The sequence below is a fragment of the Aeribacillus sp. SP014 genome (assembly GCF_054055575.1).
Window position 1 is genome coordinate 1485988 of record NZ_JBSRXI010000001.1, and the last position, 16730, is coordinate 1502717.

At 37.7% G+C, this 16730-nt stretch carries 15 protein-coding genes and 3 pseudogenes; 12 read left to right on the forward strand and 6 right to left on the reverse strand.

Annotated elements, in window-relative coordinates:
• Positions 1–342: 342 nt before the first annotated feature.
• A complete protein-coding gene (locus ACVIJU_RS07345; RefSeq protein WP_063389375.1) occupies positions 343–1089 on the forward strand; it encodes a FadR/GntR family transcriptional regulator in 747 nt (248 codons plus the stop codon).
• A gap of 109 nt (positions 1090–1198) precedes the next feature.
• Positions 1199–1532: pseudogene (locus tag ACVIJU_RS07350) on the forward strand (IS701 family transposase); the annotation flags it as partial.
• A 412-nt stretch (positions 1533–1944) separates the two neighbouring features.
• Here the strand turns inward: ACVIJU_RS07350 and ACVIJU_RS07355 are convergent.
• The gene (locus tag ACVIJU_RS07355; protein ID WP_130157746.1) at positions 1945–2181 is read right to left on the reverse strand and encodes a hypothetical protein; all 237 of its coding nucleotides are present in this window, start codon (positions 2179–2181) and stop codon (positions 1945–1947) included.
• 214 nt (positions 2182–2395) lie between these two features.
• Between ACVIJU_RS07355 and ACVIJU_RS07360 the strand changes: the two are divergent.
• From ACVIJU_RS07360 to ACVIJU_RS07375, 4 genes and pseudogenes are all read left to right on the forward strand, one after another.
• Positions 2396–2832: pseudogene (locus ACVIJU_RS07360) on the forward strand (IS1634 family transposase); the annotation flags it as partial.
• A 142-nt stretch (positions 2833–2974) separates the two neighbouring features.
• Positions 2975–3694 carry a (Fe-S)-binding protein gene (locus ACVIJU_RS07365; RefSeq protein WP_063389374.1) on the forward strand — a complete coding sequence of 240 codons (720 nt, stop codon included), beginning with the start codon at positions 2975–2977 and terminating at the stop codon, positions 3692–3694.
• Positions 3695–3712: 18 nt separating this feature from the next.
• Positions 3713–5146 carry a LutB/LldF family L-lactate oxidation iron-sulfur protein gene (locus tag ACVIJU_RS07370; RefSeq protein WP_456687431.1) on the forward strand — a complete coding sequence of 478 codons (1434 nt, stop codon included), beginning with the start codon at positions 3713–3715 and terminating at the stop codon, positions 5144–5146.
• Positions 5143–5862 (forward strand): LutC/YkgG family protein, encoded by a 720-nt coding sequence (locus ACVIJU_RS07375; protein ID WP_456687432.1) that lies wholly within the window; start codon positions 5143–5145, stop codon positions 5860–5862. Before ACVIJU_RS07370 ends, ACVIJU_RS07375 begins: the two co-directional genes overlap by 4 nt.
• Before the next feature lie 284 nt (positions 5863–6146).
• Here ACVIJU_RS07375 and ACVIJU_RS07380 read toward each other — a convergent pair whose 3' ends face one another.
• The gene (locus tag ACVIJU_RS07380; RefSeq protein ID WP_456687433.1) at positions 6147–7148 is read right to left on the reverse strand and encodes an acyltransferase family protein; all 1002 of its coding nucleotides are present in this window, start codon (positions 7146–7148) and stop codon (positions 6147–6149) included.
• Between the two features lie 174 nt (positions 7149–7322).
• On the opposite strand from ACVIJU_RS07380, the gene ACVIJU_RS07385 reads away from it, so the two are divergent.
• Together ACVIJU_RS07385 and ACVIJU_RS07390 are read left to right on the forward strand one after the other, a co-directional pair.
• Positions 7323–9479 (forward strand): PAS domain-containing sensor histidine kinase, encoded by a 2157-nt coding sequence (locus tag ACVIJU_RS07385; protein ID WP_311067139.1) that lies wholly within the window; start codon positions 7323–7325, stop codon positions 9477–9479.
• Position 9480: 1 nt separating this feature from the next.
• Positions 9481–9975 carry a methylated-DNA--[protein]-cysteine S-methyltransferase gene (locus tag ACVIJU_RS07390; protein ID WP_063389369.1) on the forward strand — a complete coding sequence of 165 codons (495 nt, stop codon included), beginning with the start codon at positions 9481–9483 and terminating at the stop codon, positions 9973–9975.
• A gap of 181 nt (positions 9976–10156) precedes the next feature.
• Here ACVIJU_RS07390 and ACVIJU_RS07395 read toward each other — a convergent pair.
• Positions 10157–11318: pseudogene (locus ACVIJU_RS07395) on the reverse strand (toxic anion resistance protein).
• A 5-nt stretch (positions 11319–11323) separates the two neighbouring features.
• The gene (locus ACVIJU_RS07400) at positions 11324–11950 is read right to left on the reverse strand and encodes a 5-bromo-4-chloroindolyl phosphate hydrolysis family protein (protein WP_063389368.1); all 627 of its coding nucleotides are present in this window, start codon (positions 11948–11950) and stop codon (positions 11324–11326) included.
• A 179-nt stretch (positions 11951–12129) separates the two neighbouring features.
• On the opposite strand from ACVIJU_RS07400, the gene ACVIJU_RS07405 reads away from it, so the two are divergent.
• Positions 12130–12444 carry a YbjQ family protein gene (locus tag ACVIJU_RS07405; RefSeq protein ID WP_094245531.1) on the forward strand — a complete coding sequence of 105 codons (315 nt, stop codon included), beginning with the start codon at positions 12130–12132 and terminating at the stop codon, positions 12442–12444.
• A gap of 418 nt (positions 12445–12862) precedes the next feature.
• The gene (locus ACVIJU_RS07410) at positions 12863–13111 is read left to right on the forward strand and encodes an aspartyl-phosphate phosphatase Spo0E family protein (protein ID WP_063389366.1); all 249 of its coding nucleotides are present in this window, start codon (positions 12863–12865) and stop codon (positions 13109–13111) included.
• A gap of 22 nt (positions 13112–13133) precedes the next feature.
• Here the strand turns inward: ACVIJU_RS07410 and ACVIJU_RS07415 are convergent, their stop codons facing one another.
• Complete coding sequence (locus tag ACVIJU_RS07415; RefSeq protein WP_063389365.1) at positions 13134–13865, reverse strand: ZIP family metal transporter; 732 nt, start codon at positions 13863–13865, stop codon at positions 13134–13136.
• An 88-nt stretch (positions 13866–13953) separates the two neighbouring features.
• On the opposite strand from ACVIJU_RS07415, the gene ACVIJU_RS07420 reads away from it, so the two are divergent.
• Positions 13954–14406: a hypothetical protein gene (locus ACVIJU_RS07420; RefSeq protein ID WP_094245532.1), complete on the forward strand. Its 453-nt coding sequence runs from the start codon at positions 13954–13956 to the stop codon at positions 14404–14406.
• Positions 14407–14611: 205 nt separating this feature from the next.
• On the opposite strand, the gene ACVIJU_RS07425 is transcribed toward ACVIJU_RS07420, so the two are convergent.
• The gene (locus tag ACVIJU_RS07425; protein ID WP_063389363.1) at positions 14612–16099 is read right to left on the reverse strand and encodes an ATP-binding protein; all 1488 of its coding nucleotides are present in this window, start codon (positions 16097–16099) and stop codon (positions 14612–14614) included.
• 173 nt (positions 16100–16272) lie between these two features.
• On the opposite strand from ACVIJU_RS07425, the gene ACVIJU_RS07430 reads away from it, so the two are divergent.
• A complete protein-coding gene (locus ACVIJU_RS07430; protein WP_063389362.1) occupies positions 16273–16719 on the forward strand; it encodes a MarR family winged helix-turn-helix transcriptional regulator in 447 nt (148 codons plus the stop codon).
• Positions 16720–16730: the final 11 nt, after the last annotated feature.

Here is a 16730-nt window from a genome sequence, read left to right on the forward strand (position 1 = left end):
CAAGTCTACAGCTATAAAGCATATTCGTCGAGTGTTTTTGTCATTTTAACTGGTACAGTAAAAGTGAGTTACATATTAGACGTTCGTAACGGATGAAGCATTGTTTAAGAGTTTAGACAAATTTCTCTTTTTTTATGATGAAGTTTCATTCAGTCATTTGCGCGATTTCGGAGACACAGGTCTATGATTCCTTCCAAAAAAGTTGTCAAAAAAGAAAAAGTTTATGGTTAGACGCTGTTATTTTTTCGCCAACACTTTGATTTTTATAAGTCTTTTCCAGTAAAATAAATGTACCGATATTTTGGACTTCATTTTGTTTAGTTGAACTTTGGGGTGAAGCAAATGGAATATAAACAAATCAAACCGAGAAAGCTTTATGAAGAAGTGGCGGAAGCCCTTTTAGATATGATTAAAAAAGGAGAAATAAAACCTGGAGAAAAATTGGAATCCGTTCATCAGCTTGCTGAAAATTTTCAAGTCGGCCGTGCAGCGATTCGTGAAGCATTAAGCGCATTAAGAGCAATGGGGATTGTTGAAATGAAACAAGGGGAAGGAACGTTTGTAAAAGAGTTTGATCCCATGTCATTCACGTTTTCTCTTTCGACAGCGGCGTTAATGAATATGAAAGATATTGAACATTTATTAGAGGTTAGAAAAATATTAGAAGTCGGTGCTGCATTTACTGCTGCAGCAAAGCGGACGGAGCAAAATCTCCATGATATGAAAGCTGCGCTTGACGAAATGCTTATCCATATAAACGATGAAGAATTAGGAGAAAAAGCGGATTGGAAGTTTCATAAAGCGATCGCAGCCGCTACGCAAAACCCCATTTTATTAAGCTTAATGAACAATGTAGCCGACATGATTGTTGAAACGATGCGGGAAACACGAAAAATTTGGCTTTATTCAGAGCAAGTAACCGCAGAACGAATTTTTCAAGAGCATAAAGCCATCTTTACAGCAATTGAACAACAAAACGCGGAAGAAGCACAGCATTTAATGCTCGCACACCTGACAAATGTTGAAAAGGTTTTGAAAAAACATCATAAAGCCCATATAAAAACAGGGGCTAAAACAGAGTCTTTTTAACTAGGAATTGACATATGATGCAAGCGTTTTTACACATGCCGTCTCTGACTTGAACTGACAAAAGAACTGTTGTTTTTTGCGGCAATAAAAAATTTTTCGGGAGAAACCCGTTTGGGCAGCACTGAAAACCAACCGCATCCTGTATCCACAAGGAATTCGTCCATCCGTCAAAGAATTTGCCCGTTACATCGATGTTTCCGATACCCACCTCGTGACCGTGGGAGGGGAAACGTATCGAGTGTATCGCTACGAAGGGGCATTGAACGACATTCCAAATGCCGTGGTATTGTTTTGTTGGAAAACCGATCAACCGATGACGAGCGAGCATTTGCGTTGTTTTTTAAGTACAGACACAAAAACTGAGTGATCAGGCTATTCTTGAATACTATGCGAAACGCTGGTCGATCGAAAGCTACTTTCGGCAAACGAAAGAAACATTAGGGGCTGTCCAGAAAGTCAAAATCCATTGAAAACGGAACATCATAAGCATTGATATATCAACATTTCTAAAACATTAAAGGGCGTCTATAAGCCGGAAAATCGATTATTAGACAGCCCCGACATGAGCGAGCCATTAAACGATATTGGACCATCGTACAATTTACGTATATCTATTGCATGACAGAACATTCAAGTGATTTTTCAACCGGTCTTGCGAGTGTAAGATCGAGAAAAATTCACAATCTCACTGAGTTTATTTATTACGAAGCCCAACGAGGAGTGCCACTAGATTCCATTAAAAACCAGTTACGAGTGGCATTAGGGTATTTTTGTTTTCTTTTTAAAGATGGTAATAAATGTAATGGAATTTACTCATCTACAGTTTAAGTTTAAAAGAAAAAATCTACATAAAGATTATGTAGATTTATTTTTTTGTTCTTCTCTTATTTGCAAAAGTTTAGGTATTTTCTCACTAAAAATTGTTTCAATGTCATTGATTATATTTTCTTTTGTAATGTCTTCTGTAGAATATTTAAAATTTCCAAGCTTCCCATAAATTATTTTTAGAAATGATTTTGCATCTTCTTCAGGAAGTTTTTCAATTATAGCTAAAATATCATCTAAATCCAATCTTTCATTAGGGTTCTCCATAATATTACCTCCTTTAATCATTACACTTATATTCTATCGAAAATAACACAATATATAATATGGGAAAATGGTATAATTTGTTATATAAAAATAGAGACTAGGAAATTTAATTACTAATTTCGGGTCTTTTGGGGGGGAAGCGGAATTTGACAAGAGGATACTTTGGAGTTTTCAATGCCATTTTCAAAAAAATACATGCCAAATAAACCCACATATGTATATTCGAATTAATAAGCAAAAAATAAAAATGGTTCTGTTCGTCAATATCTACAAATATGTCGTACATTTCGTGTAGACAATAAAGTTCGGCAACAAACGCTTTATAATCTAGGGAGGTTAGAGCATTTATTAGAGAATGGCTCTGTCGATAAATAAATCGAGGGATTAATCAAATTTTCAGAGCGTTACTTTGACCGAATTCACGGGCAAGGCTCTTCCTCTTCTGTCTCCGTGCTTTGGACAAAAGAGTTTGGGCCGGTTTATCTGTTCCGAAAGGTATGGGAAAAGTTAGGGCTTGGTCGGCTATTATGTAAAATCATGGATGATTCCGAGGCTGCTTCTCAGTATGACGAAGCCGTTTTTGCCATGGTGTTAAACCGTCTCATGGATCCCAATAGTAAGCATGATATCTTCAAACAATGGATCGACACGGCGGCTTTTTTTTATGAATAAAGCAAGCATATTCCTTTCTAGTCATCAGATGACCTGTTGACTAAAGATAAAAAAAGCGATAAAGTGAAAAGAAAAGGGTTACATCTTAGTTGAAACTGTTTCACAAGGCGGGGGGAGCAAATTGAAAGTTTCATTATTTGTCACATGTTTAGTGGATGTATTTAACGGTTCAGTAGGCAAAGCAACAGTTGAGCTTTTAGAAAGACTTGGATGCGAAGTAGAATTTCCGGAAAGTCAAATTTGCTGCGGACAGCCTGCCTATAACAGCGGATATGTTCAAGCGGCAAAAGAAGCGATGAAAAATATGATTCTCACCTTTGAACATGCCGATTATGTTGTCACACCTTCCGGATCATGTGCCACGATGTTTAAGGAATATCCGCACATTTTTGATGAAGATCCGGTTTGGAAAGAAAAGGCGCAAAAGCTTGCAAATAAGACGTATGAATTAACACAGTTTATTGTAGATGTTTTAAATTTGGAAGATGTGGGCGCAACATTAAAAGGAAAAGCAACCTATCATACATCATGTCATATGACCCGTCTTCTTGGAGTTCAGGAGGCACCATTTAAATTGCTGGCAAACGTGAAGGGGCTTGAATTGGTTCCGCTTCCAAATGCATATGATTGCTGCGGCTTTGGCGGAACGTTTTCCGTCAAAATGGAACAAATATCTGAACAAATGGTTGATGAAAAAGTTCGGCATATTGAGGAAACCGATGCCGACTATTTAATCGGGGCAGACTGCGGCTGCTTAATGAATATCGGGGGGAGAATAAGCCGGAAAAATAAACAAGTGAAGGTCATGCACATTGCTGAGGTGTTAAACAGTATCGAATAATGGAGGGGGGAAAGCAGGATGGCAATGAAAATTTCGGATCAGCCATTTGATCAAAGGGTGCAAAAAAATATTGAAAACGATTTTATGAGAAATGCAGTCCAAGATGCTCAAGAAAGGCTGAGAAAAAGACGTCTGGAAGCTGCTGAAGAGCTTGGCAATTGGGAAGAATGGAGATCGCTCGGTGAACAAATCAGAAAGCATACATTGGAAAATTTGGACTATTATTTACACCAGTTAAGCGAAAATGTTGCAAAAAGGGGCGGACATGTTTTTTTTGCTCAAACAGCGGAGGAAGCGAACGATTACATCCAAAGCGTTATCAAGAAAAAAAAGGCTCGCAAAATTGTCAAATCGAAATCGATGGTGACGGAAGAAATTCATATGAATCAATGTTTGGAGGAAGCGGGCTGTGAAGTTATTGAAACGGATCTAGGCGAATATATATTGCAGATTGATGATCATGATCCGCCTTCGCACATTGTAGCCCCAGCCCTGCATAAAAATAAGGTACAAATTCGAGATGTGTTTCAGCGAAAACTTGGGTATGAGAAAACAGAAAAGCCTGAGGAGCTTGCACTCCATGCGAGAAAAATGCTTAGGGAGGAATTTTTAACAGCGGATGTCGGCATCACAGGATGCAATTTTGCCATTGCCGAGTCCGGATCGTTTTGTTTAGTGACAAATGAGGGAAATGCCCGCATGGTGACGACCATTCCGAAAACACAAATAACTGTCATGGGGATGGAAAGAATAGTTCCAACATTCGAAGAACTTGATGTGCTTGTCAGTCTTTTGACAAGGAGTGCAGTCGGTCAAAAATTAACGAGCTATATAACGGTTTTAACTGGTCCGAAACAAAAAGAGGATGTTGACGGACCGGAAGAATTCCATTTGGTGATTGTTGATAACGGACGAAGCAAAATTTTAGGAACTGAATTCCAGCCTGTTCTTCAATGCATTCGTTGTGCAGCGTGCATTAACGTCTGTCCTGTATATCGGCATATAGGCGGCCACTCGTACGGATCGATTTACCCAGGTCCGATTGGCGCTGTATTGACGCCGCTTTTTGGCGGTTATGATGATTTTAAGGAATTGCCTTATGCTTCCACACTATGTGCCGCTTGTACGGAAGCATGCCCCGTAAAAATTCCGCTTCATGAACTTCTCCATAAGCATCGGCAAGTAATTGTCGAGCGGGAAGGACGAGCGCCAATAAGCGAGAAGCTGGCGATGAAGGCATTTGGAATAGGAGCATCGAATCAAAAACTGTATCAGTGGGGAACAAAACTGGCGCCAGCAGCCCTCAAACCGTTTTCGAAAGACGGGAAAATTTCCAATGGACCAGGTCCTTTGAAAAATTGGACGTCCATACGTGATTTCCCGGCACCGGAAAAAAACAGCTTTCGCGAATGGTTTCACAATCGTAAAAAAGAAAGTGGTGATCGTTCATGAACGGAACGATTCAAAATCGAGATTCGTTTTTGCAGACGATAGCTCAAAGGTTAGGACGAAATCCCCGGAAGGAAGGGGTGGAACGGCCCAGCTGGTCATTTCACCCTCAAGAAAAAACACTTGCTGGTTATTCTTCCGACGAACTGGTTGATGCATTTATAAAACAATGTAAAAATGTTCATGTCGATGTATACAGAACGATTTCCAAATCATTGAAAAATACGCTGAAAGAGGCGATTGCTTTTTATGGAGGCGGTCCGATTGTGACGTGGGACGATCATCGGTTTGAAGCATTCGGGCTGATGCCTTTTTTATTGGAGGAATTGCCAAACGAAGGAACAGACGTGCATATATGGGATCCTGAGCTTGGAAAAGAAAATATTCAAATTGCGGAAAGAGCAAATATCGGAATTACGTTCAGCGATTATACACTGGCTGAATCCGGAACGGTTGTCTTGTTGAATGGGGGAGGGAAAGGAAGGGCGGTCAGCCTTTTGCCGACAACGTATATTTCCATTATTCCGAAAAGCACGATCCTCCCTAGAATGACACAGGCCGCCAGAAAATTTCATCAAATGGTGGAAAAAGGCGAAACGATTTCTTCCTGCATTAATTTTATTACAGGACCGAGCAATTCAGCGGATATTGAAATGAACTTAGTGGTTGGCGTACATGGGCCAATTAAAACAGCCTATCTCATTATTGAAGATTGCTGAATGGATTGACTAAAAAATTGAACATCTGGCGAAGTCCATCGAGGGGCCTCGCCAGATTTTTTTGGCAAATGTTCGAATTTTCCATACCCCGCTAGGACCTCTGGCTTATGACTTGTTTTTAAAGTTAGAAAGTTTAGGAACTGCGACGCCTTTGAAGTTATTTCTCTAACTACTCTAGATTGTTGTTTCAGCATCTCGGACTGTAGAAAAGACCTATTTCTGAAAAGCTATTAGAAGCCGTTCTATTTATGTGATGTGACTGTCTGTGTGCGTCAGCCCCGGTCTTATAAGCCTTTTACTATTTTTTTTAGCATTGTCGCTCGAAGTTCAATGATTGGCTGTGCGATCGTTTTGACAAAGCGGCTCGACAGCAAGAACGTAACGACAATTGAAACAATGGCGAATACCGTGATGCTTTCTATTTCTGTAAGCCAGCTTTCAAGTTCGCTGTCTCTGAACGATTGAATGATAAATCCGTGCAATAAATAAACGTAAAAAGTTCTTGTGCCCCATTCAGTGAAAAATTGACGCTTTTTCGGTATTAACGAGAAAAATCCGAACGTCGTAATCAAAGTAAGAAAATAAAATCCGAGCCGCACCAGCCCTGAAAAGATATCCGTTTCGCCAAAAGCTGAATAAGGCATGGAACCGAACAGCCACTCATACTCAAAAGGCAAATAGAAATACGTCACAGATGTAAGCAACAGAGCACTTGCCCCTAAAGATCTTGCAGGCAGCTTCGTCATCATGGCAAAATGTTCTTTCTTTAAATAAAAACCTATTAAAAAAATAGGAAAAAAGACTAGTGTACGTGACAAGCTCAAATAGTTGCTGATGAAATCAAAATATCCAGCTGCAATACCGATAAAGAACGAAAGTCCTAAAGCGACCAATTTATTCAATTTAGAAAACGGGATCAGCATGACGTTCCAGAAAAACAAACTTATTAAAAACCAGAGGGACCAGTGCGGATTCAAAGGATCAATTGAATGGAGCAGATTGTCGCCTTTAATCAAAACATAATAAACTGTATAGATGCCATGAAAAATAAAATATGGCAAAATGAGTTTTTTTGCTATTTTTTTAACGTATCCCTGTTTGTTAAACCCTTTGGCAAAAAAGCCGGAAATTAAAATGAACGCAGGCATATGAAACGTGTAAATAAATTTGTATATGTTCATCATAATGTAATTGTCTTCAATCATCGATCGAATAAAATGGCCGAACACGACAAGAAGAATTAATATAAACTTGGCGTTATCAAAGTAGCTGTTCCTCTCATTCATGTTATCACCTTCAAAAAAAGTTTCGATTTAAAATATAAGACAAATTCAACATTTTGTAAACAGTCGTACTGAAAGGTACATCGAATTGACTAAATTGACAGTGCATGAAGGATTCTAACGTAATTTGTAGAAAATGTAAATATATTGAGAGTGTTAAAATGAGAGGTGGGAAGTTTGAAGCAAAACATTGCAGCCATTGAAGAAGATTTGTTGGCAAAACGTTTAAAAAAAGCGCAACAAGAAAATGAAAAATTAAAAAAATATTACGAAATTTTCGATCGATCAATAGATGCTATGGTGCTTTTAGATCATCACGGCAAGTTTTTTCAAGTAAATCAGTCAGCATGCCGCCTTTTTGAAATGGAAAAAGAAGTCATACTAGAGAAGTCGATAGATGATTTTGTAGCAGCCCTGCCAGGAAACGAATTTATAAAAAATTTTTCTGATCATGAAAAACAGCAATATGCGGAACTCATGTTAAAACTGGAAAACGGCCGAATCAAATATGTTGAATACAGCATCATTGAGAACATTTACGGCACATACAATCTTGCTATTTTTCGGGATGTTTCTTCGAAAAAAATTCTTGAACAGGAACGATCGATCAATGAACAGCTGTTTCCGGATTTATTTGACCGTGCTGTTGACGGCATTGTCATTTTTGATTACGAAGGATTTATTATAGATGCCAATCAATCATTTTGTACCAGCTTTTGCATTCCGAGTGATGAACTCAAAAACTATAAATTTTCAGATTTTATCGAAGATGAGAAAATGAAAAAATATTTTTATGAAGTATTGTTTGAAAAAGGAAAAATGAAAGGAGAAATGCCTGTCCGATTAAAAGACGGAACGCGAAAAATTTTTGAATTTACGACCACGTCAAACATTTTACACGGATTTTACATGTCGATATTGCGCGATATTACAGAGAAGAGGCTTATGGAACAGCAAATTTTGAAGAGTGAAGAAAGGTTTAGAGAAATTTTTGAAAATGCTCTTGATGCCATCCTTATTTGGGATCATTTTGGAAATATTATACGCGCGAATCAATGGGCTTGCCGCATATTTGAACTCCCCTTTGATGAACTGTTGAAAAGCAATTTAATGCGATTTATCAATGCAAATGATCCAAAGTTTTTGCAGGTGAAAGATGAATATTTAAAATCCGGTGCCATCCGGGAAGAATTAATGTTTTACATGCCGAACGGACAAAAGAAGCAGCTCGAATTCACATCAAAATACAACCCGAAGGAAAAAACCCATATGACCATATTGCGAAATATCAGCGACCGGAAACGAATGGAAAAAGAATTGCGTGAAAGTGAACAAAAATTTCGGAATGTGTTTAACGGAGCGATGGACGGCATCCTTCTGTTTAATGATGATTGGGTGATTGTTGATGCCAATCCTGCTGCAATGCAAATTTTAGGATTAACACAAGACCAAATTGGACGTGATTGCATATTCCGATTTTTTCCCATTCATTTTAAAAGTGATTGGAAAATGGATGGGTTGACGAAAGAATTTGCGATTACGGTGAAAAATAAGCAGGAAAGAATTCTCGAATGTTCATTTAAACGCCACATTATTGAAAATATGAATTTAGTTATATTTCGCGATATCACTGAAAGAAAAGAAATCGAAGAGCGGCTGAGAAAATCGGACACTCTCAATATTGTTGGGGAATTGGCAGCCGGAATAGCCCATGAAATCCGCAATCCAATGACAGCGTTAAAAGGATTTATCCAGCTGCTGCAAGGAAGCATAAAAGAAGATTATTCCATGTATTTCAATGTCATTACTTCTGAGCTGAAGCGAATTGAATCAATCATTGATGAATTTCTTATTTTGGCAAAGCCTCAAGCTGTTCGATTTGAACAAAAAAATATTGTGAAAATCATGAAAGATACGATAGAATTATTAAATGCACAGGCTATTCTAGTAAATGTGCAAATTCATTTAGACTACGGGGAAGTGCCGGATATATTTTGCGAACCCAATCAATTAAAACAAGTTTTTATTAACATATTAAAAAATGCAATCGAAGTGATGCCAAATGGAGGCAATATTTATGTTTCGATCACAAAAGAAGATGATCACCGGGTTCAAATTTCCATTCAAGATGAAGGGCCAGGCATTCCAAAAAATAAACTGAAGCGGCTTGGGGAGCCGTTTTATACAACGAAAGAGCGGGGAACAGGCCTAGGTCTTATGGTAAGCTACAAAATTATTAAAGAGCACAATGGGAAAATTGATGTCAAAAGCAAAGTAGGGTATGGAACGACATTTTATATTTCGCTCCCTATCAATGGTCAAGAAGGTGTGTAGGATGTACTTTTTGCATACAATGAACAGCCCTATTGGAACGATCGGGATTATAGAGGAAAAGAATCGAATTGTCTCTTTGTTGATGGACGAGCAGGAGCTTACAGAGCTTCTGGCATCTTCAAAAGTTGTGGAACATAAAACGGATCTATTGGAAGAGGCAGCGAAACAGCTTAAGGAATATTTTCAAAGGAAACGAAAAATATTTTCCCTTCCCATTTTTCCAAAAGGCACTTCATTTCAGCAAAAAGTATGGAAAGAGTTGATGAACATTCCATACGGTGAAGCTAGAAGCTATCAATATGTTGCAGATGGGATCGGAAATCCGAAAGCTGTTCGGGCAGTTGGACAAGCCAATAAAGCGAATCCTATCCCGATCATAATTCCTTGCCATCGGGTGATTGGCAAAAACGGAGCGCTTGTAGGCTATGCAGGCAATCAAACGGATAAAAAAGCTTTTTTGCTGCAATTAGAGCAATGCAAAAATTGGGCATCATAGAACCTTTCAAAATGAAAAACTCTGCGATGCCTGCGCAGAGTTTTTAAAAAATTTGCTGTTTATATGATGTAAATGCCGTGCCGGTTCTGCATGAGCATTTAAAAAAGCTTGGACGAAATCACTCAACAGCTGTATATGTGTAAAATCTTTCCTCTATAAAAATCATCCCGGTTTGTCTTTTTTATTCTTGTTTAAATTGCAATAGTCTCGTTTTTAAGTCTTTCTCGAGCTGCATTAGTTCTTGCTCAGCCTGCTGCCTTTTTAGACGTCCTTCCTGTTGGATCCTGAGCGTTTCTTCGATTGTTGAAATTAGGTCGTCCTGTGTTTTTTTCAACGTTTCAATATCGACGATGCCTCGTTCATTTTCCTTGGCTGTTTCAATTGTGTTTGCTTTCAGCATTTCTGCATTTTTCAAAAGCAGCTCGTTCGTCGTTTTCGTCACTTGCTTTTGGGCCTCCAGTGCTCCTTTTTGCCGATATAAGGTGAGAGCGATCGCAATTTGGTTTTTTCCATAAAGGAATAGACGTCAAAATGGAGGATTGGATTTTTTCCGCTAATGTTTGATTCATATTTTGAATCATCCGGATTTGCGGAGCCGTTTGGATTGTAATTTGCCTAGATAGCTTTAAATCATGGATCCGTTTTTCCAACCGATCAGCAAATTGAAGCATGTCGTTTACTTCTTGAACCGCCATTTGATCTCCAGTTGCTTCCGCTTTTTTTTGCAATTCCGGTATTACTTTTGTATGGAGTTCCTCCAATTTTAATTCACCAGCAGCGATGTAAATGTTTAGCGCGTGAAAGTATTCCTTATTATGCTCATATAAACGATCGAGCAATTGAATATCGGACATCAGCGCTTTTTTTGAATTTTCCAGCCGGACTGTAATGCGTTCGATTTGTGCCCCGATTTTTTGGTATTTGGATAAAATTTCATTGATCGAACTAGATATTTTCTTGAAAAGACGAGAGAAGAAGTTTCGTTTTTCCGGTTTTAATTCTTCCGGGTTTACTTGTTCGAGTTTGCTCATCAGCTCTTTTAAAATATCGCCTATAGGCCCTATATCCTTTTTTTGAACATAGTCCAGCATTTCGTGGGAAAAACTGGAGAGCTTTTGCTGAGCGGAAGCCCCAAATTGGACGAGCGAATGCCGGTTTTTGTAATCAATTTGAGCTGCCAGCTGTGCAGCCTTTGCTTTATGCTCCTGTGAGAGCATGTCGATAAATTTTTTCGGCTGTTCTTCTTCGCCGACTGCTAAAGGTGATGCGGGCTTATCTTCTTTTTCTCCAAATGGGTCCTTTAATAGATCATCTAATAGATCCAACTCTTTCTTTTCTTCCAAAGTAATCACCTATCTTTCCATTTCGTTGTTTGTTTTTTCGCAACATTTAATTCAAATTGAAGATGTTCGATATCATTCGATAAAACGGTGATTAAATCTTTCTCCAATGATTCGCAAATTTGATTCAACATCTGTTTCGTTTCTTCCAATGATGATTTAACGTTCTGATCGCGGATCGGCTGGGCGGAAAGAAACGTATACTTTTCTGCAAGCTCCACGCAAGAATCTAAATGATAGAAAAAGAATGATTCGCCTTGATAGAAGCGTTTCGGCTCCTTTTCAACGACATGATATATACGTTTGGAAAGCCTGATTGCTTCGACAAGCTGCTGAATCGTTCCGAGCGATCGGGCTCTAAATAAGGTGCGCTGCAGTCGGGCAATTTTTTGTCTTGCTTCTTTTAAATTTTCCTGTACATATTTGTATTCACTGGCTGTCAATCCGTTTTGCTTCAGCCAATTTCTTTTTTGCAGCCATTTGGTGATATAATAGACGATAATACCGCCTGCAACAGCATACAAAGACGATTGAATGAAAGCTTGGTCAAATCCTAAAAACAAGGCAAACCAAAGAACAGACATCGAACAAACAGCAATAAAACTTCTTATGAAAAACAAGAATATCGATTTCATGATCCTACCCCTGTCAGCATTGTTTAATAAATTTACGAACAAACGGAAAGCAAGGTTTCGCTTTTTACTACAATTTTACTACAATTTAGAGAAAAAGTAGAATGATTTGTGAATCAGAATGGAACGAAACGTTTTTTCAAACGTAATAAAGTACAAAAATAAATAATGGAGGGAAATCCATGATTATTACAACAACCAATTCTTTGCAAGGAAAGGAAATTGAAGAATACTTGGGGATTGTCAGCGGTACAACCATTCTTGGGGCAAACATTGTCCGCGATTTTTTGGCAGGCATTACGGATATTGTCGGCGGCAGGAGCGGCGCATATGAAAGCAAGCTTTCAGAAGGAAGGGAAGTAGCTATTGAAGAAATGACAGCGAAAGCTAAAAATCTGGGAGCCAATGCTGTGATTGGAGTGGATCTTGACTTTGAAACATTACGAGATGGGATGATGATGGTTGTAGCAACTGGAACAGCTGTAAAAATCCGATAAAATTGCGCTGTTTTTTAGGCTTGTCGTTGTGAGGATAGAAATAAGCGCAGCTTTTCTTAATGAAAGGAAAGAAATTTCCGACAATATTTTAAATAGAAAACAAGCATCTTATCATTGCTCAAATATTGTCCTCCGACCTATAAAACGGCAGCGGTTATTGAGGCAATAAGCTTTGGTCTGCTGTCAGCAAGTAAAAAAGAAGTCGAATTTTTTCTTTTAAAAAGGCTTTTGGATAAGCTTTTTATGACTGTATGAATGTTTTGACAATCCTCCTTACGTAAATATTAAAGAGGATTGTCAAATACTTGTGTAAAAATATTGTCTAAATTTGCGAATCTATTTACAAAAATAGTAGAATCTGTAATAATAACCGAGTGCGTGTCTTTAGACCGCGAGATTTGGAAGGAGGATATGAGAAATGGCAACGGAAGAAGAGCTGCGCAAAGAAAAGCTGTTCATAGAAATCATAATAAAAAGGCAAAAAATGATTGAGATGGCTCAAGTAAACGGTATGAACAGCAAAGAGACGATTGAGCTGAGCCAAGAACTGGACAAGCTTTTAAACAAATACCAGCAAATGGTAAGCAGCGATGAGAAAAATCAATCGATTTTCCACCCTATGAAATGGACATTAACAAATCCTTTTGTTGCAACGGTTGAAAAATAAAGAAAACACATATTTGACAAGCTTAAAAAAGTTCAGTCAGCACAATCATAAATAAAATTCCGAAAATAAAAGAATATGTCGAAGTCAATTCATGACCATCGCCGTGGCTTTCCGGAATCAATTCTTTATAAATGATAAAAAGCATTGCTCCTGCAGCAAAAGCAAGACCGTAAGAAACTAAAGATTCAACAAATGTTGTTAAATAAAACCCTATTAGAGATGTGACAATCTCGATCGCTCCTGTCAACGTTGCAATGAAAAAGGCTTTGATGCGGGAAATGTTCTGATTGATTAAAAAAAGCGCAACTAATAAGCCTTCTGGTGCATTTTGTAGCCCGATTGCAAGAGCAATTAGATGACCTAAATCTTGTTTCTCTGAGGCATAACTTACTCCGACAGATAGACCCTCCGGGAGATTATGTAAGGTGATCGCCGAGATAATGAGCAATGCTTTTTCGTCAAATTGTATTCCTTCTTTCGTATGCTCCAGTTCAATGTGAGGAATATTTTTCTCTAAAATTGTTAATATAAGCACTCCAAGTATTAATCCGATGCACATTTTCATTATATTTCCGTTTGCTAATGCTTCAGGTATCAACCCCCTCATGGAAGCAGCCATCATAATTCCAGCGCTGAATGCTAATAATAAATCTCTTCCTCTATGTTTAATCGTTTTTTGCAAAAAAAGAATCGGGACAGCCCCTAAACCTGTAGACATTGCTGATAAAAAACTCCCAATATATACGTCGTACATAAAATCGTACCCCTTTTCAGAAAAAATAAATTTTGATAATAATGTTTTATAATAGATTTGTTATTTTATCAATAGAAGGAGATTTTATATGAAAGAAGCGCTCTTGTTTATTGTAGAACTGATTAATGATTTTCATGACAATATTATCCATTTAGTAGAAATGGCTGGTTTTCAATTAACAGATAAACAGCTGCATTTTTGGATCATCGGCATTTTCGGCATGGTTATCTTTTTCATTACACATGTGGTATTTAAATATATAGCAAAATTCGGCATTTTATGTATATCGTTTATTTATACAATGACCGTACTAGTTGTCATAGTGTTTGCCATTGAGATTCAACAAAAAATAACGAATAGAGGAAATATGGAATTTGAAGATATTGTGCAAGGACTATGGGGATTTCTCGCTCTGTTCTTCGCTTTTTTGAGCATTTATATCGTTTATAAAGGTGCAGTAAAAATAATGGGAAAAACACGTTCTCAAAAAGGAAGAAAAGGAAAAAGCGGAAGCCGCATGTCAAGATATCATTCATCATAAGAAAATGATTGGGTACGACTCAGCATTTTTTAGCCCCGGTCCTCTAATCGGTTTTTGATTCAAAAATAGATAAAAGAAGGTAGAAACCGTCGCTTTCATCGGTTTCTACCAATCCTGCATCAAATGCATCATCAAGCATTTTTAGATGCGGCTTACATTAGAACAAGAAGGCTGTTTTTCGCCCAGTTCAGAATCACATCGAGCTTCAGCTTTTATTTGATAGCGGCAGCTTTATCGTCACGGTTGTGCCGACATTCAATTTGCTTTCAATCTCAATGGTGCCGTCATACATATCGACAATGCGTTTGCATATTGCCAGTCCAAGTCCGGTGCCGCTGTCTTTCATCGTAAAAAATGGATCAAAAATTTTTTCCATCATTTTTTCAGGAATCCCCTTCCCTGTATCGATCACTTTGATAACTGCAAGATTTGCTTCTTTTTTGACAATCAATTCTAATGATCCGTTCATGTCCATTGCTTCTAAAGCATTTTTCGTTAAATTTAACAAAACTTGTTTAATATGATTTTTTGTACAATAAATCCGAATAGGATTATGCCGATCCATATGAACTTGAAAATTTGTTCGATGGAGATTGATTTCCGATTTAATGATCGGCATGACTTCGTCGATAATCTGATTTAAGTCGTACAGTTTGTGTTTATGAGCGGTTGGTTTTCCGAGAACGAGAAATTCGCTCACAATTTCATTGATTCGGTCGATCTCTTTTTCTATGACGGAAAAATAATGCTGATCTTCTTCTGACTGATATTTTTTCTTTAACAGTTGAATAAAACCGCTAATTCCAGTTAAAGGATTTCGGATTTCATGCGCTGTGCTGGCAGCGAGAGTACCGACCAGTTCAAGCTTTTGCGCTTTAATTTTTTCTTCTTCCAATCTTGCTTTACGTTTCAGCAAATAATATTGGATCAACAAAAAAATAATATTAAAAAAAATGTATACAATGGCGGCATAAGTTAAAACAACTTGAGAGATTTCCAACGGCTTGACCGGAGCGACCGACGCTTTCAGCACCCATGGAAGCTGGGTAATATCAGTTTGAACAGATTTTTCGGAAGCGTCCTTTTCTTTTTCGCCTGCACTGAAAAGAAAGTTGTTCTTCGTGTCGCTCACCACGATATATAAATCTGGGCTCAGTACATTCATAATATTTTGTATATAGTTTATGCTTAATGTGGCGTATAAAACGCCATTTACATCTTTTTGCTGATTTACAATCGGGGTGCAGATCGTGATAAGCTTTTTATCGTGAACTTCTGAAATAGCAGTCTTTTTTGTTGCGAGCGCAGATTGAAAACATTTTTCCGAAGAGATGTCATGATGTAATGAAACGGGTTGAGTGCCGATTTTTATTGTTCCGTCTGCATTTGCGATATACAGGCCGGTAAAGCGGGGTTCTTGTTGTAGGGTTTCTTTTAGAGCTCTTTGAATTTGGTTTGGATTATTTTCTTGATCTATGAATAACGCCATTGTTTCCATTCTCGTTTTTGTTTCCGAGATTAAGCGGTCAATTTGACTTTGATGAATGTCTAGCATATATACGGCTTCTTTTTCATGTTTCGAAAAGAGAATATTTTTTTGTTTTTCCCATATGATAAACGAAATCAGAAAAGTGGGCAGGATTACGATCAAAATGTAAAGCAAAACCTTATGGCGATGTGTTAAGTCCAGCATTTCTTTAAACTCCTTCTTTTTCATCAACCTTTTTATTATAGCATGATCTTTTGAAAGAAGATCGGGTTAAAAAAAGTTTTTTTATTCTGAAATTTTCTATGCAGTGATTGACAATAATGAGAAGTTTCACTATTATAATTCAAGACATTGAAATACTAAAGGAATGATGAAAGTTGGCTAAGGAAAACAGCAGTATTGAAAAATCTCTAAAATTTTTTATCGTTCTTTCACGTGCTTATCGCGCAATGAATGATCAAGTTAGCAAGCACATTCAATCATATGGATTAAACTTAACGGAATTTGCCGTTTTAGAGCTTTTGTATCATAAAGGAGATCAGCCACTTCAACAAATCGGCGGAAAAATTCTTTTAGCTAGCGGCAGCATTACGTATGTTATTGATAAATTAGAGCAAAAAGGGCTGTTAGTTCGAAAAGCATGCCCAAAAGACCGCCGTGTCACATATGCAGCAATAACGGAAAAGGGGAGAAAATGGATTGAAGAAATCTTTCCTTCTCATCAAGAGATGATTGATTCGATCGTGAATATTTTGACAGAAGATGAGAAGGAAACAGCGATTAATCTATTAAAAAAAGTAGGGTACCATGCGAAAGAAAAATGAAAGCGGAACCG